The 16,224-nt window shown below is 72.0% G+C and carries 14 protein-coding genes and 1 pseudogene; 7 read left to right on the top strand and 8 right to left on the bottom strand.

All coding sequences use genetic code 11. The features are described 5' to 3' along the window. Positions 1-24: 24 nt before the first annotated feature. Both SSP29_RS16525 and SSP29_RS16520 read right to left on the bottom strand, forming a co-directional pair. A complete protein-coding gene (locus tag SSP29_RS16525) occupies positions 25-669 on the bottom strand; it encodes a maltokinase N-terminal cap-like domain-containing protein (protein WP_089101389.1) in 645 nt (214 codons plus the stop codon). Positions 670-1,007: 338 nt separating this feature from the next. Further along, complete coding sequence (locus tag SSP29_RS16520; protein WP_089101388.1) at positions 1,008-1,637, bottom strand: TetR family transcriptional regulator; 630 nt, start codon at positions 1,635-1,637, stop codon at positions 1,008-1,010. A gap of 220 nt (positions 1,638-1,857) precedes the next feature. Here SSP29_RS16520 and SSP29_RS16515 point away from each other — a divergent pair, with 220 nt between their 5' ends. The 3 genes from SSP29_RS16515 to SSP29_RS16505 are packed head-to-tail and all read left to right on the top strand — an operon-like array spanning position 1,858 to position 5,122. Then, complete coding sequence (locus SSP29_RS16515; protein WP_089101387.1) at positions 1,858-3,303, top strand: glycosyltransferase family 4 protein; 1,446 nt, start codon at positions 1,858-1,860, stop codon at positions 3,301-3,303. After that, entirely contained in the window at positions 3,297-4,055 is a 759-nt protein-coding gene (locus SSP29_RS16510) for a class I SAM-dependent methyltransferase (protein ID WP_089101386.1), read from the top strand. Before SSP29_RS16515 ends, SSP29_RS16510 begins: the two co-directional genes overlap by 7 nt. Beyond that, positions 4,052-5,122, top strand: a complete 1,071-nt coding sequence (locus tag SSP29_RS16505; RefSeq protein ID WP_089101385.1) for a prenyltransferase/squalene oxidase repeat-containing protein — start codon at positions 4,052-4,054, stop codon at positions 5,120-5,122. Before SSP29_RS16510 ends, SSP29_RS16505 begins: the two co-directional genes overlap by 4 nt. A 124-nt stretch (positions 5,123-5,246) precedes the next feature. On the opposite strand, the gene SSP29_RS16500 is transcribed toward SSP29_RS16505, so the two are convergent. Continuing rightward, entirely contained in the window at positions 5,247-5,537 is a 291-nt protein-coding gene (locus SSP29_RS16500; RefSeq protein WP_089101384.1) for a hypothetical protein, read from the bottom strand. Between the two features lie 135 nt (positions 5,538-5,672). Here SSP29_RS16500 and SSP29_RS16495 point away from each other — a divergent pair, with 135 nt between their 5' ends. After that, positions 5,673-6,239 (top strand): hypothetical protein, encoded by a 567-nt coding sequence (locus tag SSP29_RS16495; protein ID WP_089101383.1) that lies wholly within the window; start codon positions 5,673-5,675, stop codon positions 6,237-6,239. On the opposite strand, the gene SSP29_RS16490 is transcribed toward SSP29_RS16495, so the two are convergent. The 4 genes from SSP29_RS16490 to SSP29_RS16475 all read right to left on the bottom strand — a co-directional run bounded on the left by SSP29_RS16490 (position 6,236) and on the right by SSP29_RS16475 (position 9,896). After that, a complete protein-coding gene (locus tag SSP29_RS16490) occupies positions 6,236-7,246 on the bottom strand; it encodes an LLM class F420-dependent oxidoreductase (protein WP_089101382.1) in 1,011 nt (336 codons plus the stop codon). The genes SSP29_RS16495 and SSP29_RS16490 overlap by 4 nt on opposite strands. Before the next feature lie 96 nt (positions 7,247-7,342). Continuing rightward, on the bottom strand, positions 7,343-8,170 hold the full coding sequence (locus tag SSP29_RS16485) for a DUF5336 domain-containing protein (RefSeq protein ID WP_089101381.1): 828 nt from the start codon (positions 8,168-8,170) through the stop codon (positions 7,343-7,345). Positions 8,171-8,305: 135 nt separating this feature from the next. Continuing rightward, a complete protein-coding gene (locus SSP29_RS16480) occupies positions 8,306-9,220 on the bottom strand; it encodes an N-acetylmuramoyl-L-alanine amidase (RefSeq protein WP_089101380.1) in 915 nt (304 codons plus the stop codon). A 10-nt stretch (positions 9,221-9,230) separates the two neighbouring features. After that, on the bottom strand, positions 9,231-9,896 hold the full coding sequence (locus SSP29_RS16475; RefSeq protein WP_089101379.1) for a class I SAM-dependent methyltransferase: 666 nt from the start codon (positions 9,894-9,896) through the stop codon (positions 9,231-9,233). Between the two features lie 259 nt (positions 9,897-10,155). Here SSP29_RS16475 and SSP29_RS16470 point away from each other — a divergent pair, with 259 nt between their 5' ends. Beyond that, a complete protein-coding gene (locus SSP29_RS16470; protein WP_089101378.1) occupies positions 10,156-11,208 on the top strand; it encodes an aldo/keto reductase in 1,053 nt (350 codons plus the stop codon). Positions 11,209-11,400: 192 nt separating this feature from the next. Here SSP29_RS16470 and SSP29_RS16465 read toward each other — a convergent pair whose 3' ends face one another. Beyond that, entirely contained in the window at positions 11,401-13,152 is a 1,752-nt protein-coding gene (locus SSP29_RS16465; RefSeq protein ID WP_089101377.1) for an MFS transporter, read from the bottom strand. Positions 13,153-13,398: 246 nt separating this feature from the next. Between SSP29_RS16465 and SSP29_RS16460 the strand changes: the two genes are divergently transcribed. Further along, entirely contained in the window at positions 13,399-14,589 is a 1,191-nt protein-coding gene (locus SSP29_RS16460; protein WP_089101376.1) for a lipid-transfer protein, read from the top strand. A 106-nt stretch (positions 14,590-14,695) separates the two neighbouring features. Then, positions 14,696-16,145, top strand: a pseudogene (locus SSP29_RS16455) (MFS transporter). Positions 16,146-16,224 lie beyond the last annotated feature (79 nt).

The raw sequence follows: 16,224 nt of genomic DNA, 5'->3' as shown, positions 1-16,224 counted from the left end.
GGACTAAGAGGACTAACCGGAGGACTAAAGGGCCTGCAGGGTCGCGAACAGTGCCCGGGTGCGGGTGCCGTCCGGCTGGTTCCAGGCGCCGGTGACCTGCCCGACCGCGTCGTCGGACGGCGTCGAGCCGGGGGTCAGCACGCGCCGCAGCCGCAGCACCAGACCGCCGTCCGCCACGGCGAACTCGGTGCTCTCGTCGGTGTCGACGGGGGCGCCGAGGCCGGGCACGGGGCCCGCACCGGCGTAGGAACGCGCGATCTCCCGGTCGGGGGTGTCGGTGATGCTCTGGGCCTGTGCCTCGGCGCGCCCCTCGATCAGGGCGAGCAGCCCGGCCGTCAGCACCGGGTCGTGGCAGCCGTCGTACGCCCAGCGGGGACCGAGCACCCCGTGCTCCATGGTGCCGACGAGCGCGTGCTCGGCGCCTTCGAGCGGTGCTCCGCGGTAGGTGAGCGGTACGAGGTAGGCCCCCGGGCCCTCTGGGCCCCCTGGGCCCTCGGTCACGACCGTGAACTCGATCCCGACCTCGCCCGCCGGGTCGTCCAGCCGGAATCCGCCGGCCTTCACCAACTCCGGTGCGGCGGGGCCGTGGTACCAGGGGCGGGTGGGGAGCCAGTCGGCGAGGAGTTCGACCTTGGTGGGCTTGAGGGTGGTGTGGTGGATGAGTGCCATGGGGGGATTCTGCGTTCGGGCGGGGCGCCCCGCCAGGAGGTTTCCGACCCGGTCGGCTGCTCGTATCAGGAAAAGTCCAGAAAATCCATCTTTGGGGGTTCCCATCCGCTTCAGGCGCTCTATCCTGGAATCAGCCTACGAGGCGAGTGAGGGAGTCCGAGCGGAGTAGCCGACTCTGGCGTGACGCAGATGCAGAAGCATCCGCCGGTGCCGACGTCGACGGTCGGGCTGAGAGGCCGGAAGGCAGCAGCAAGGCCGGACGGCGACCCCCATCACCTGATCCGGACCATGCCGGCGAAGGGAACCCGTCTCGTAGGCGTTCGCATGCCCTGCGGCGCCTACGGCTTCTTCTCCGGCTCCGTCAGGTCGATCAGGCGGCACACCGTCTCGATGTCGATCTTCACCTGTGCGATGGAGGCGCGGCCCGAGAGCCAGGTGATCAGGGCCGAGTGCCAGGTGTGCTCGATCACCCGGACGGCGGACAGCTGGGCGGGGGTGGGGTCGGTCAGGCCCATCGCGTCCAGGATGATTGCCGTCGTCTGCCGGGAGACCTGGTCCACCTCGGGGGAGACGCTGCGGTCGGCGAAGGTGAGGGCCCGGACCATCGCGTCGGCCAGGTGCGGCTCCCGCTGAAGGGCGCGGAAGGCCCGCATCAGGGTCTCGGCGACCCGCTCGGACGCCGTCTCGCCCGCCGGCGGCTTCTTGCGCAGCGTGCCGTGCATGTGTTCCAGCTGGTCCTGCATGGTCGCGACCAGCAGATGCACCTTGGACGGGAAGTACCGGTACAGGGTCCCCAGGGCCACCTGGGAGGACTCCGCCACCTCACGCATCTGCACCGCGTCGAAACCGCCCCGGCTGGCCAGCTGGGCGCTCGCGTGCAGGATCCGGCGGCGCCGGGCCTCCTGCCGCTCGGTGAGCGGCGGGGTGGCCGATCTGGCGCCGATGTCCACCTTGGCTTCCACAGGCATGGGTCCCGTCCGTGACAGTCGGTGAGGGCAGTGCTCAGGGCGAGTGATCAGACAGCATGGCAGGGGTTCCCGCCGTGGCGCGAATCACCTGATCCACTGCTCACTCCGCCCCTACCTGCCGGTAGATTCAGAGCCTCTTGAACGATCAAGTCTGAAACTTGTTCTAGATTAGCGTCCCGGCGTAACCTCACGGGAAAGTGCAGGGAGAAGGGGGCCCGGAGTGACCGCTGAGGCCAGTCGGGCGGGTGCCGACGAGGAACCCGCCGCCGACGGCGAGCGACCGCTCGACATCGCGCTCCTCACCTATAAAGGGAACCCGTTCTGCGGCGGCCAGGGTGTCTACGTACGCCACCTGTCGCGCGAGCTGGCCCGGCTCGGGCACCGGGTCGAGGTGATCGGCTCGCAGCCGTACCCCGTCCTCGACGAGGGATACCCGGGCCTCACCCTCACCGAGCTGCCCAGCCTCGACCTGTACCGCTCCCCGGACCCCTTCCGGACGCCCGGGCGCGGCGAGTACCGGGACTGGGTCGACGCCCTCGAAGTGGCCACCATGTGGACCGGCGGCTTCCCCGAACCGCTGACCTTCTCCCTGCGCGCCCGCCGCCATCTGCGCGCCCGCGCCGGGGAGTTCGACGTCGTCCACGACAACCAGACCCTGGGATACGGCCTGTTGGGGGACATCGGCGCCCCCCTCGTCACCACCATCCACCACCCCATCACCGTCGACCGGCAGTTGGAGCTGGACGCCGCCGAGGGATGGAAACGGCGCTACTCCGTACGGCGCTGGTACGCCTTCACCCGGATGCAGAAGCGGGTCGCCCGCCGGCTGCCCTCCGTGCTCACCGTCTCCGGCACCTCCCGCCAGGAGATCGTCGACCACCTCGGCGTCCGCGAGGACCGTGTCCACGTCGTCCACATCGGCGCCGACACCGACCTCTTCGCGCCGAATCCCGCCGTCGCCCAGGTGCCCGGCCGGATCGTCACCACCTCCAGCGCGGACGTCCCGCTCAAGGGGCTGGTCTTCCTCGTCGAGGCCCTCGCCAAGGTACGGACCGAGCACCCCGCCGCCCACCTCGTCGTCGTCGGCAAGCGGCCCGCCGAGGGGCCCGTCGCGCAGGCCATGGAGCGGTACGGCCTCGACGGCGCCGTCGAGTTCGTGAAGGGCATCTCCGACGCCGAACTCGTCGACCTGGTCCGTTCGGCCGAGGTCGCCTGCGTGCCGTCGCTCTACGAGGGCTTCTCGCTGCCCGCCGCCGAGGCCATGGCGACCGGCACCCCGCTGGTCGCGACGACCGGCGGCGCGATCCCCGAGGTCGCCGGGCGCGACGGGGAGACCTGCCTGGCCGTACCGCCGGGCGACGCGGGCGCGCTGGCCACCGCGCTGAACCGGCTGCTGGGCGACGCGGAGCTGCGGCTGCGGCTCGGCCGTGCGGGCCGTGAGCGGGTGCTGCGGCACTACACCTGGGCGCGTGCCGCGCAGGGCACGGTGGCCCGCTACCGCGAGGCGATCGCCCGCTCCGCGGGCGGAACGGGCGGCCCGGGCGCCGCCGTGTCCGCCCGCTCCGCGGCCGGCGAGGCCGTCGCCCCCTCCGCGCCCCGCAGTCCCGGCCGCTCCGCGGCCTCAGCTGGTGTTCGTCACGAGAGTGAAAGCAGGGCCACGTGCTGACCGTCGACTTCTCCCGGTTCCCGCTCGCGCCGGGCGACCGCGTCCTGGACCTCGGTTGCGGGGCCGGCCGGCACGCCTTCGAGTGCTACCGGCGCGGCGCCCAGGTCGTGGCCCTGGACCAGAACGCCGAGGAGATCCGCGAGGTCGCCAAGTGGTTCGCGGCGATGAAGGAGGCCGGCGAGGCCCCGGCGGGCGCGACCGCGACCGCCATGGAGGGCGACGCCCTGGCACTCCCCTTCCCCGACGAGTCCTTCGACGTCGTCATCATCTCCGAGGTCATGGAGCACATCCCCGACGACAAGGGCGTGCTCGCCGAGATGGTGCGGGTGCTGAGGCCGGGCGGCCGGATCGCCGTCACCGTGCCCCGCTACGGCCCCGAGAAGGTCTGCTGGGCGCTCTCCGACGCCTACCACGAGGTCGAGGGCGGCCACATCCGCATCTACAAGGCCGACGAGCTGGTCGGGAAGATCAAGGAAGCCGGTCTGCGGCCCTACGGCAGCCACCACGCGCACGCGCTGCACTCGCCGTACTGGTGGCTGAAGTGCGCGTTCGGCGTCGACAACGACAAGGCGCTGCCGGTGCGGGCGTACCACAAGCTGCTGGTCTGGGACATCATGAAGAAGCCGCTGGCCACGCGCGTCGCCGAGCAGGCGCTGAACCCGGTCATGGGCAAGAGCTTCGTCGTCTACGCCACCAAGCCGCACCTGCCCGGCGCCGAAGCCGTGTCGGACGCCGAGGTGGCCGCCAAGTGACCACCCCCCGGACAGAACACCTCGTCCTGCCCGGGGTCCTCACCGCCGAGCAGGCCGCCGCGACCGTCCGCGGCATCCTCGCCGTCCAGCGGGAGGACGGCGCGATCCCGTGGTTCCGGGGGCACCACCTCGACCCATGGGACCACACCGAGGCCGCGATGGCACTCGATGCCGCCGGGGAGCACGCGGCCGCCGAGCGGGCGTACGCCTGGCTCGCCGAGCACCAGAACGAGGACGGCTCCTGGTACGCGGCCTACGCCGACGGCGCGCACGACGACGTCACCGACCGCGCCCGCGAGTCCAACTTCGTCGCGTACCTCGCCGTGGGCGTCTGGCACCACTACCTCTCCACCGGCGACGACACCTTCCTCGACCGGATGTGGCCCGCCGTCTACGCGGCCGTCGAGTGGGTGCTGCGGCTGCAGCAGCCGGGCGGGGAGATCGGCTGGCGCCGCGAGGACGACGGCACGCCCACCGACGACGCGCTGCTGACCGGGAGTTCGTCGATCCATCACGCGTTGCGCTGCGCGCTCGCCATCGCCGAGCAGCGGGAAGAGCCGCAGCCGGACTGGGAGTTGGCGGTGGGCGCGCTGCGGCACGCGATACGGCGGCACCCCGAGCGGTTCCTGGACAAGGACCGGTACTCGATGGACTGGTACTACCCGGTGCTGGGCGGGGCGTTGACCGGTGCGGAGGCGGGCGCACGGATCGAGAAGGACTGGGAGCGGTTCGTCGTGCCCGGGTTCGGGGTGCGGTGCGTCGTACCCAATCCGTGGGTGACGGGCGGGGAGTCGGCCGAGCTGGCGCTGGCGCTGTGGGCGGTGGGGGAGTCCGACCGGGCGCTGGAGATCCTCCAGTCCATCCAGCATCTGCGGGACGCCGAGTCGGGGCTGTACTGGACCGGGTACGTCTTCGAGGACGACGCGATCTGGCCGCGGGAGCTGACGACGTGGACGGCGGGGTCGTTGTTGCTCGCCGTGGCCGCGCTCGGGGGGCATGACGCGACGTGTGCGGTGTTCGGGGGCGGGGAGCTTCCTTCTGGGCTTGAGGTGGATTGCTGCGCCTAGTGGGGCGGGGGTTCTGCGCGGTGGCGGGTGCGGCGCCGTTGGGGCTGGTCGCGCCCACGCGGCGGAGCCGCATGTCGACACAGCCCCGCGCCCCTGAAGGGGCGCTTTACCCGGCCGGGGCTTTTCAGTGGCGGTGCATTCGGTTCGCTATCGCGTGGCCGATGAACAGGTAGACCACGGCGGCCAGGCCGTATCCGGTCACCACCCGCGCCCATGCCTCGTGGAAGGTGAACAGGTCGTGTGACCAGCCTGCCAGCCAGGCGGCCGCGTCGTGGACGAACTGGACCAGGCTGTTGGCCCGGTTCGCGTCCAGCAGGTACATCAGGATCCAGAGGCCCAGGATGAGGGCCATGATGTCGGCGACGACCGCGACGACCGTGCCGGCCTGATTGGCACCGCGAGATTCAGAGGACATACCGTTCGGGTTGCCGCCGAAGGGTCCTTGAAACCTGAACGGGGGTTCTCCCCGAGTGGCGAGGTGCCGCCATCTGGGTGAGGCTGCCGGAGGAAGCAAGCTCGGGGAGGACATCGAGACTCACGGGAGGACCCCGTGCCCGTACCGATACGGCGCCTCGTCGTCACGCTCACCCTCTGCTGCGCCCTGGTCGCCGGTGTCACCGCCTGCGCCGGCGGCACCCGGAGCAAGTCGGTCGACACCGGTATGGTGGCGGCCCCGGTCGCCGACACGCCCAGTCCGAGTACGTCCGCGCAGAGACAGAAGCTCGCCAAGACGCGGTTCGTCGCCAACGCGGGTCTCGCCGCCGGCGCGACCTACCAGTGGATCGTGAAGCCGTGGAAGGCCGGCAAGTTCAAGAAGGGCGCCCACGGCCGCACCTTCGCCCTGATCAAGGCCGCCGCCGCGGGCGGCTTCGCGTACAACCGGCTCAAGGCCGCCAAGCGGAACGCCGAGGGCGACCCGCTGCTGTCCAAGGCCATCGCACCGCTCTCCGCGGGGATCGACTCCCTGAAGGACCTGCCGTCCAAGCTCCGCAAGGGCGACGGCGACGCGGCGAGTTCGTTCAACGACATCATCAACCAGGTCAAGGACGCCGGGAAGAGCGCCGGCGCCCCGGTACAGAACCGGGTGCCCTCGGCCGGTCAGCTCACCGGAGGCTAGGAGTTCAGCTCGGCGAGCACCCGCAGCGTGTGAGGGTCCGGGGCCAGGGCCAGCAGGTCGGTCACCGGGCCCTTGCGCCACAACTCCAGCCGCTCGGCGATGCGTTCGCGCGGGCCGACCAGCGAGATCTCGTCGGCGAACGCGTCCGGCACCGCCAGCACCGCCTCCTCGCGCCGTCCCGACAGGAACAGCTCCTGGATCCGCCTCGCCTCCTCCTCGTACCCCATCCGGGCCATGAGGTCGGCGTGGAAGTTGCGGGCCGCGTGGCCCATCCCGCCGATGTAGAAGCCGAGCATGGCCTTCACGGGCAGCAGCCCGGCCGCCACGTCGTCGCAGACCTTGACCTGGGCCATGGGGGCGACCAGGAAGCCCTCCGGGAGGGAGGCGACCGCCGGGCCGTACACCTCGGGCCGGCTCGGCGCCCAGTACAGCGGCAGCCAGCCGTCGGCGATGCGGACCGTCTGGGCGACGTTCTTCGGCCCCTCGGCGCCGAGCAGGACGGGCAGGCCGGGGCGGAGGGGGTGGGTGATCGGCTTCAGCGGCTTGCCGAGGCCGGTCGCGTCCGGCCCCCGGTAGGGGAGCGGGTGGAAGCGCCCGTCCAGCGCCACCGGACCCTCCCGGCGCAGCACCTGCCGTACGACGTCCACGTACTCCCTGGTCGCGGTCAGCGGCGACTTCGGGAACGGGCGGCCGTACCAGCCCTCGACGACCTGCGGCCCGGACAGCCCGAGCCCCAGCAGCATCCGGCCCCCGGACAGATGGTCCAGGGTCAGCGCGTGCATCGCGGTGGTGACCGGCGACCGGGCCGCCATCTGGGCAACGGCCGTACCCAGCTTGATCGTCGACGTCTGCGCGGCGATCCAGGTGAGCGGGGTGAAGGCGTCCGAGCCCCAGGACTCCGCCGTCCACACCGAGTCGTACCCGAGCCGCTCCGCCTCCCGCGCCAGCGGCACATGGTCCGGGGAGGGGCCGCGCCCCCAGTATCCAAGTGCCAACCCGAGCCGCATGGCCGCCTCCTGACGATACGTCAGACAAATCGCCGGTCGACTGTACGACAACGGCCCCTCGCCCGGAAGGGCAAGGGGCCGTGTGCGCTGGGCTGTTCAGCCGCGCTGGATCCCGGAGGTGTCCTGCAGCACGCCGCGGCGGCCGTCCTGGGTCTGGGCGACCAGGGCGGCGCCCCGCTGCTCGACCGCCAAGTACCAGGTGCCGGGCGCCAGTTCGGCGATCGGCGCGGTCGAGCCGTCCTCCGCGAACAGCGGCCGTGCCACCGGGACGGCGAACCAGAACGGCGAGAAGTCCGCGGCCGGCGCCTGCTGCTGCGCGGCGGCCGGGGGCTGCTGCTGCCCGTACGGCTGGCCGGGCTGCGGCTGGGCACCGTAGGGCTGCCCGGGCTGCGGGGCACCGGCCCCCGGATAGCCGTAACCACCGGGAGGCTGGGCACCGTAGGGCTGGGGGGCCGGCGGCTTGGGGGCCGGGATGAGCCCGGCCTGGAGGGCGGGGACGAGCGGGGTCGCGACAGCCGCGCCGGCCATGACGAGGGTGGCGACCAGGGCCAGGATGAGGCCCGTGCCCGCGCTGGGTCCGTTGGACGAGCCGGACAGGTTGTCGGCGGCGCCGGCCGGGTCGATGACGTTGCCGAGCGCGCTCCACGCGGCGAAGACCGTGAGTGCGACGCCGAACGGGCTCAGATCCAGACCGGCCACTTTCCTCGGCTGCGGCAGTACTCGCGAGACGACGACGAGTGCGGCGCCCGCGATGCCCGCCAAGATGATGCTGAAGAGGACCGGTCCGCTCGACCAGAGGCTCGGCAGGTCGATGCCGTCCGGCACCCCGTCGTACGAATAGTTGTCGAGGAACGACGCGATCAACAGCAATGCCGCTGCTCCGATCACCACGCCGTCGCCTCTAGTGAGGGAGCGGATATTCACTTCAGGTCCTTCGTAGGTCGTCTCGTCGGCGGAGGAGGCGTCGCGGGGGTGTGCCCCTCATCGTAGGAATCGATCGTAGGACGGACACTATCGTCCGAACGATCAGGGTGTCCGCCCGGAGGGGCCCGCCGATGCCTACCCGCGCAGGAAACTCACGATTCCCTCAGAGATTCCCTGCGCCGCCTTCTGTCGCCAGGCACCGCTGGTCAACAGTGCCGCGTCCTTGCTATCGCGCATGTTGCCGCACTCGATGAACACCTTGGGAACCGTTGACAGATTGAGACCGCCGAGATCCTTGCGTACGTCGAGACCGGTGCCGTTGCCGACGTAGTTGGACGGAGCGCTGCCCGTGACCTTCGCGAAGTCGCTCTCGACGCGCTCGCCGAGGGTGCGGGAGGAGGCGAGGATCGGGCGGGTGTCGGCGGCGCCGGAGTGCACGGAGGCCGGGAGGATGACGTGGAAGCCGCGGTCGCCCTCCGGAGCGCCGTCGGCGTGGATGGAGATGGCCGCGTCGGCGTGCGCGGCGTTGCCGATCTCCGCGCGCTTGGTCACACACGGCCCCCAGGCCGGCCGGTCCCCGTCATGGGTCAGCTTCACCGTGGCGCCCTGCCGCTCCAGCAGGGTCCGCAGCCGGTGCGCGACGTCGAGGGTGAAGCGGGCCTCGCTGTACCCGGCGTTGGTGGACGTGCCCGTCGTGTCGCACTCCTTCCAGTTCGTCCCGATGTTCACCTTCTGGTTGATCTCGGACGTGTGCTGGAAGTTCCCCGGGTTGTGCCCCGGGTCGATGACGACGACCTTGCCCTGCAGCGGACGGGCCGCGCTCGGGCTCGCGCTCGGCACCTTGGCGTCGTCGGACGGCGCCGCGGCCGCCGACTTGGGCGCCGCCGCGCCCGCCTGCCCGGCACCGCTCCCGCCGGGCTTGCCGACCCCCTCGTACAGCACCCAGCCGAGCAGCGCACCGGGCACCAGCGCGGCGAGACCGACGGCGAGCGGCGCCCGCCGGAACCGGCGCTGCTGCGGGGGATCGAATTCCGGGCCTGTGTACGACACGTCTGCGACTCTAACTGCGCCCTCGGATCCCCGCCCCCGTTCGCCGCAGGACGCGCAGCGAGTCGCGGGCCGAGACCTCCGTGAAGGCGCCCGACTCCAGGGCGCGGAGGTAGACGCGGTAAGGGGCCTGGCCGGTGAACTCGTCCTTCGGGTCCGGGAAGACGTCGTGGATCAGGAGGAGCCCGCCTTGGGCCACATGGGGGGCCCAGCCCTCGTAGTCGGCGGTGGCGTGCTCGTCGGTGTGGCCGCCGTCGATGAAGACGAAGCCGAGCGGGGAGTTCCAGAACGCGGCGATCTGCGGGGACCGGCCGACGACGGCGACGACGTGGTCCTCCAGGCCCGCCCGGTACAGGGTGCGCCGGAAGGTCGGCAGCGTGTCCATCAGCCCGATCTCCGGGTCGACCGTCTCCGGGTCGTGGTAGTCCCAGCCCGGCTGCTGCTCCTCGCTGCCCCGGTGGTGGTCGACGGTGAGCGCGGTGACCCCGGCCGCGCGGGCCGCGTCGGCGAGCAGGATCGTCGAGCGCCCGCAGTACGTCCCGACCTCCAGCAACGGGAGGCCGAGCCGCCCCGCCTCGACGGCGGCCGCGTACAACGCGAGCCCCTCGCCGACGGGCATGAACCCCTTCGCCGCCTCGAACGCGGCCAGGATCTCGGGCTTGGGGGCTGCCGCGGTCATGGGCGTCCTTTCACTCATTCACTCGTTCGACTGTCCGGACCTCCATGCTGCCGCACCCGCTCCGTCGGCCGGCCGACCGGGGTGTGCGGCGGCACCGCCGGCACGCCCCGTGTCGCGGTGCCCGGGAGGCGTCGGAGCGCGCCACGGTCTCCAAGCCCGGTGTGTGTCACCGAAGTTGGCCGCGGGAGCTGGCTTTCAAGTGCACTCCAAGACCTACACTGACGCCGCCAACCCACCCCACCTGTGACGGAGCACCGGCATGCGCTATCGCGTCCTCGGCAAGACCGGCATCGAGGTCAGCACCCACTGTCTGGGCACGATGATGTTCGGGGGCCTCGGCAACCCCGACCACGAGGACGGCGCCCGCATCATCAACGCCGCACTCGACGCCGGCATCAACTTCGTGGACACCGCCGACATGTACTCGGCCGGTGAGTGCGAGGAGATCGTCGGCAAGGCGCTCAAGGGCAGGCGCGACGACGTGGTGCTCGCCACGAAGGTGCACTTTCCGCTGGGGGAGGGCCGCAACCGCAGCGGCAACTCGCGCCGCTGGATCCTCAAGGCCGTCGAGGACAGCCTGCGGCGGCTGGACACCGACTGGATCGACCTCTACCAGGTGCACCGCCCCGACCACACCACCGACATCGAGGAGACCCTGTCCGTCCTCGGCGACCTGGTGACGGCGGGCAGGATCCGGGCGTTCGGCTGCTCCACGTTCCCCGCCGAGGACCTCGTCGAGGCGCACCACGTGGCGGAGCGGCGCGGGCTGATGCGGATGCGCACGGAGCAGCCGCCGTACTCGGTTCTCGCCCGCGGCATCGAACGGGCCGTGCTGCCCACCGCGCAGCGCCTGGGCATGGGCGTGCTGACCTGGTCGCCGCTCGCCTCGGGCTTCCTCTCCGGCGCCCACCGCGAGGGCCGGCCCGTCGACCTCACCACCGGCCGGGCCAAGCGCTTCCCGCAGCGCTTCGACCCCGCGATCCCCGGCAACGCCGCGAAGTACGCGGCCGTCGAGCAGCTCGTCGCCCTCACCGAGGAGGTGGGCTGCACCCTGCCGGAGCTGGCCGTCGCCTTTCCGCTGGTGCACCCGGCCGTGACGTCGGTGATCATCGGCCCGCGCACGATGGACCAGCTCACCGCGCTGCTCAAGGGGGCCGAGCTGGTCCTCGACGACGAAGTGCTCGACCGCATCGACGAGATCGTGGCCCCCGGCACCGACCTCTACCGGGCCGACGGCGTCTGGCAGCCGCCGTCCCTGACCGACCCTGCCCACCGCCGGCGCCCGTCCGGGGAGCGCGCCGCCGCGGGCTGACGCGGGTCCGGCAGCGCCCCGAAGGGGCGCTGGGGGTACCCCCGGCCGAAGGCTGGGGGAGGAACTGCGCGACCAGCCACGATGGTGCCGCACACGGCAGACGACACATCGCGGCACTTCGCAGCGGAGCGCTCGGGTCCCGCAGCAAGTGCGGGGCGGCCGCGTCATACTCGCGGCCGCCCCCACGGAGTGTTACGCGTTGACCGTCTCCCCGGGCAGCGCCAGGTCCAGGTCGACCGCGCGGTCGTCCCCGGCATGCGTCGCCGACGAGGCGAGCGGACCGTGGCCCGCCGCCTTCGCGGCCAGCACGTACGCCCCCTCGGCCGGCACCGCGAGCGCGTACGTGCCGTCCTCGGCGGACAGCGTCGCCCCCGCCTGCCGCCCCCGCCGGTCGATCAGGGTCACCTTGGCACGGGCCACCGGCCCGCCCGCGGCGTCCAAGACGCGGCCGCGGAAGCCCCGCAGCACGTCTTCGGCGTTGGCGAGCGCGGCCTCCTCCTGGCTGCTGGCCCGCAGCTGGGTGTGCTGGGCGACCTCGGCCGGCCGGCTCCGCTTCGGCAGCAGCAGGGCGAGCACCAGACCCACCGCCACCGCTCCCGTGGCGATCAGGAACGAGACCCGGAAGCCGTGCATGGTCGGGACGGCGACACCGCCGACGTGGTTCGCCGTGTTGGCCAGCACCATCCCGATGACGGCGCTGGACACGGACGTACCGATGGACCGCATCAGCGTGTTGAGGCCGTTCGCCGCGCCCGTCTCGGACGCCGGGACCGCGCCGACGATCAGGGCCGGGAGGGAGGAGTATGCGAGGCCGATGCCGGCGCCGAGGACGACCGCGATGACCAGGCTCTGCCAGGGCGCGCTCATCAGGCCGAGACCGGCGCCGTAGCCGATGGCGATGATCAGCATGCCGAGGATCAGGGTGGTCTTGGGCCCGTACTTGGCGGACAGCCGGGCGTAGACGGGGGCCGTGAACATCATCGTCAGGCCCAGCGGCGCGACCAGCAGACCGGCGGTGACCATCGACTGGCCGAGGCCGTAGCCGGTGGCCTTCGGCAGCTGGAGCAGCTGCGGCAGGACCAGCGAGACGACGTAGAAGCTGACGCCGACCATGATCGAGGCGAGGTTGGTGAAGAGCACGGCCGGGCGGGCCGTGGTGCGCAGGTCGACCAGCGGGGCCGAGTGGCGCAGCTCGAACACGCCCCACAGCAGCAGGACGGCCACCGAGGCGGCGAACAGGCCCAGCGTGGTGCCGGACGACCAGCCCCAGTCGCTGCCCTTGGTGATGGGCAGCAGAAGCAGCACCAGACCGGCCGACAGGCCGATCGCGCCGGGCACGTCGAAGGACCCCTCCGCGCGCATCGGGGACTCCGGTACGACCAGGAGGGTCAGGGCTATGGAGAGCACGCCGAGGCCGGCCGCGCCGTAGAACAGGGCGTGCCAGTCCATGTGCTGCGCGACCAGGGCCGCGGCGGGCAGCGCGAGGCCGCCGCCGACGCCGATCGAGGAGCTCATCAGGGCCATCGCCGAGCCGAGCTTCTCGCGCGGCAGCATGTCGCGCATCAGGCCGATGCCCAGCGGGATCGCGCCCATGGCGAAGCCCTGGAGGGTGCGGCCGGCGATCATCGTGAGCAGGTCGCTGGTGAGGGCGCTGACCAGCGCGCCGACCACCATCACGGCGAGGCTCAGGACCAGCATCCGCCGCTTGCCGTAGAGGTCGCCGAGGCGGCCCATGATCGGGGTGGCCACGGCGCCCGACAGCAGCGTCGAGGTCAGGACCCAGGTGGCGTTGCTGGGCTCGGTGCCCAGCAGCTGCGGGAGGTCCTTGATGACCGGAACGAGCAGGGTCTGCATCACCGCGACCACGATGCCCGCGAAGGCGAGGACCGGGACCACGGCCCCGCTCGCGCCCCGGGCGGGCTGGTCGGTCGTCGTGTGCGTCATTGAGTGGGGCCTCCGGGCCGAGAGAGTGACGGGAAGAGCGGGAGGAGTAGCGGAAAGAGAAGCGGGTCGAGGTCAGGACTCGTGCATGCGCATCGGATAAGTGGTGGGTAAACCTCGTATGCACAGGCAACTATTCCGTTGCTTCGAGCTGCTAACGAATCCTTGACCGTCCCATGGGTTTCTGATCCGCCGTCAGTGTCTGGTCTGTTTGTGGAACGTGTTCTAGTCTCCGGCGTCATGGCTGCTGTGAAGGCGTATGTCGCCGGGGTCGGAATGACCAAGTTCGAGAAGCCCGAGAGTCGTGACTGGCAGTACTGGGACATGGTCCGGGAAGCCGGCGGCTCCGCGCTCGCCGACGCCGGGATCACGTACGGCGAGGTGGAACAGGTTCCCGTCGGCTACTGCTTCCAGCCCTCCACCGCCGGCCAGCGCGCCGCCTACGAACTGGGTCTCACCGGCGTCCCCGTCTACAACGTCAACAACAACTGCGCCACCGGCGCGACCGCTCTGATGCTGGCCCGCCAGCTGGTCGAGGGCGGGGCGGCCGACTGCGTCCTGGCCCTCGGCTTCGAGAAGATGAAGAAGGGCGCGCTCGGGGGCGGAGCCGACGGCGGCGACTTCTCCACTTCGCCGGTCGCCCGGCACTACGGCATCATGGCCGCCCGGCACGGCTTCGAGATGACCCCGCCCACCGCGCAGATCTTCGGTGACGCGGCCCGCGAGCACATGGAGCGGTACGGCACGACCGAGGCACAGCTCGCCGCCGTGGCCGCCAAGAACCACCGGCACTCCGCGGACAACCCGTACGCCCAGTTCCAGGACGTGTACGACGTCGCCGGCATCCTCGCCGCCCGCACCGTCCACCGCCCGCTCACCAAACTCCAGTGCTCGCCCACCTCCGACGGCGCGGCGGCGGCCGTGGTCGTCTCCGAACGGTTCGCCGAACGGCGCGGCCTCACCGGGCTGGTCGAGATCGTCGCGCAGGCGATGACGACCGACACCGGGGAGTCCTTCGCGTCCGGCTCGTGCATCGACGTCGTCGGACAGCCGATGTCCCGGGCGGCGGCCCGGCAGGTGTACGACCGCGCCGGCCTCGGCATCGAGGACGTCGACGTCGTGGAACTGCACGACTGCTTCTCGGTCAACGAGCTGCTGACGTACGAGGCGCTCGGCATGTGTGCCGTCGGAGAGTCGGGCAAACTCGTGGAGTCCGGTGCGACCACGTACGGCGGGCGCTGGGTGGTGAACCCGTCCGGCGGGCTCATCTCCAAGGGGCATCCGCTGGGCGCGACCGGGCTCGCGCAGACCGCCGAACTGGTGTGGCAGCTGCGCGGCGCGGCCGGCGACCGGCAGGTGCCCGGGGCCCGGGTGGGGCTCGCGCACAACATCGGACTGGGCGGGGCGGCGGTGGTGACGCTCTTCCGGCGGGCGGAGTAGGCCGTACGACCGGGGACCGGAGACCGGGGACCGAGGGTCGGGGACCGGGGACCGAGGGCCGGGTGGGTCGAAATGCCGATGCAAGGACCGTAACCGGCTTGAGAGCATGACGCCCATGCTCGAAGCCGCGGACACCTCGCACATATCCCGCCGTACCGCGCCCCCCACCTGGCTGGTGGTGTCACTCGCGTGCGCCGGGCAGTTCCTGGTCGTGCTCGACGTGTCCGTGGTGAACGTGGCGCTCCCGTCGATGCGCGCCGGCCTCGGGCTGAGCTCCTTGCTTTTGCTGGGGATCCCCCCTCTGGGGGAGGGTGGTGAACGCGTACGCCATCGCCTTCGCCGGGTTCATGCTGCTCGGCGGGCGGGCCGGCGACCTGTACGGCCGCAAGCGGATGTTCCTGGTCGGGCTCGGCCTGTTCACGCTGGCCTCGCTCGGCGGCGGGCTCGCCCAGGACGGCTGGCAACTGCTGCTCGCCCGGGCCGTGCAGGGTCTGGGCGCGGCGGTCCTCGCACCCTCGACGCTGACCCTGCTCACGGCCGCCGTGCCGGAGGGGCCCGCCCGGGCGCGGGCGATCGCCACCTGGACGGCGGTCGGCGCCGGGGGCGGCGCGGCCGGCGGACTGGTCGGCGGGGTGCTGGTGGACGTGCTGTCCTGGCGCTGGGTGCTGCTGATCAACGTGCCGGTGGGCGCGCTGGTCCTCGCCGGGTCCGTGCTGTGGCTGGCGGAGAGCCGGACCGGGGACGGCCGGCGCCTCGACCTGCCCGGCGCACTGCTGGTGACAGCGGGCCTCGGGACCCTGGCGTACGGCATCTCGCAGACCGAGGGGGCCGGCTGGAAAGCGGCCCGGACCCTGCTCCCGCTCGTCGCCGGACTCGCGCTGCTCGGTCTGTTCCTGTACGTCGAGGCGCGTACGGCGGCTCCGCTGATGCCGCTCGGACTGCTGGGCCGGCGCTCGGTGGCCTCGGCCAACGCGGCCATGCTGGTGTCCGGTTCGGCCATGTTCTGCATGTGGTACTTCATGACGCTCTACGCCCAGAACGTCCTCGGCTACACCCCGCTGGAGGCCGGTCTCGCCCTGGTGCCCAGCTCGGTCGCGGTGCTCGTCGGCTCCAAGACGGCGCCGCGGCTGATGCGGCGGGCCGGGACGCGGACGGTGGCCGTGACCGGCACCCTGGTCGCGGCGACCGGGTTCACCTGGCAGTCGACGATGGGCCCGCACGGCGCCTATACGACGGCCATCATGTTCCCCGGGATCCTGATGATGCTCGGCGCGGGCCTGGCCGCGACCCCGCTGGCCGCGCTGGCCACGTCCGGAGCCGCGCCGGCCGAGGCCGGGCTGCTCTCCGGACTGGTCAACACCTCGCGCACGATGGGCGGTTCGCTGGGGCTCGCGGTGATGTCGACGATCGCGGCGGCCCGGACGGGCGGGGAAGGCGGGGCGGCCGCCCTGACGCAGGGGTACGCCGCCGCCTTCCGCACCAGCACCGGGGTGCTGCTGGCCGGGGCGGTGCTGATGCTGCTGTGGCTGCCGCGCCGGAAGGTCGCCGCGAAGTAGGCGGCTCCGGAAGTGGGCGGTTCCGCGAAGTCGGCGGCTCCGGAAGTGGGCGGCTCCGCGAAGTCGGCCGTTCCGCGAA

The sequence above is a fragment of the Streptomyces hyaluromycini genome (assembly GCF_002217755.1).
In the GTDB taxonomy this organism is placed as follows: domain Bacteria; phylum Actinomycetota; class Actinomycetes; order Streptomycetales; family Streptomycetaceae; genus Streptomyces; species Streptomyces hyaluromycini.
This window is presented reverse-complemented; position numbering and strand designations above follow the sequence as displayed.

Coding starts and splice junctions, on each gene's coding strand:
- SSP29_RS16465 (WP_089101377.1), bottom strand. CDS start 13,152: ATGACGCACACGACGACCGACCAGCCCGCCCGGGGCGCGAGCGGGGCC.
- SSP29_RS16470 (WP_089101378.1), top strand. CDS start 10,156: ATGCGCTATCGCGTCCTCGGCAAGACCGGCATCGAGGTCAGCACCCAC.
- SSP29_RS16475 (WP_089101379.1), bottom strand. CDS start 9,896: ATGACCGCGGCAGCCCCCAAGCCCGAGATCCTGGCCGCGTTCGAGGCG.
- SSP29_RS16500 (WP_089101384.1), bottom strand. CDS start 5,537: ATGTCCTCTGAATCTCGCGGTGCCAATCAGGCCGGCACGGTCGTCGCG.
- SSP29_RS16525 (WP_089101389.1), bottom strand. CDS start 669: ATGGCACTCATCCACCACACCACCCTCAAGCCCACCAAGGTCGAACTC.
- SSP29_RS16520 (WP_089101388.1), bottom strand. CDS start 1,637: ATGCCTGTGGAAGCCAAGGTGGACATCGGCGCCAGATCGGCCACCCCG.
- SSP29_RS16490 (WP_089101382.1), bottom strand. CDS start 7,246: ATGCGGCTCGGGTTGGCACTTGGATACTGGGGGCGCGGCCCCTCCCCG.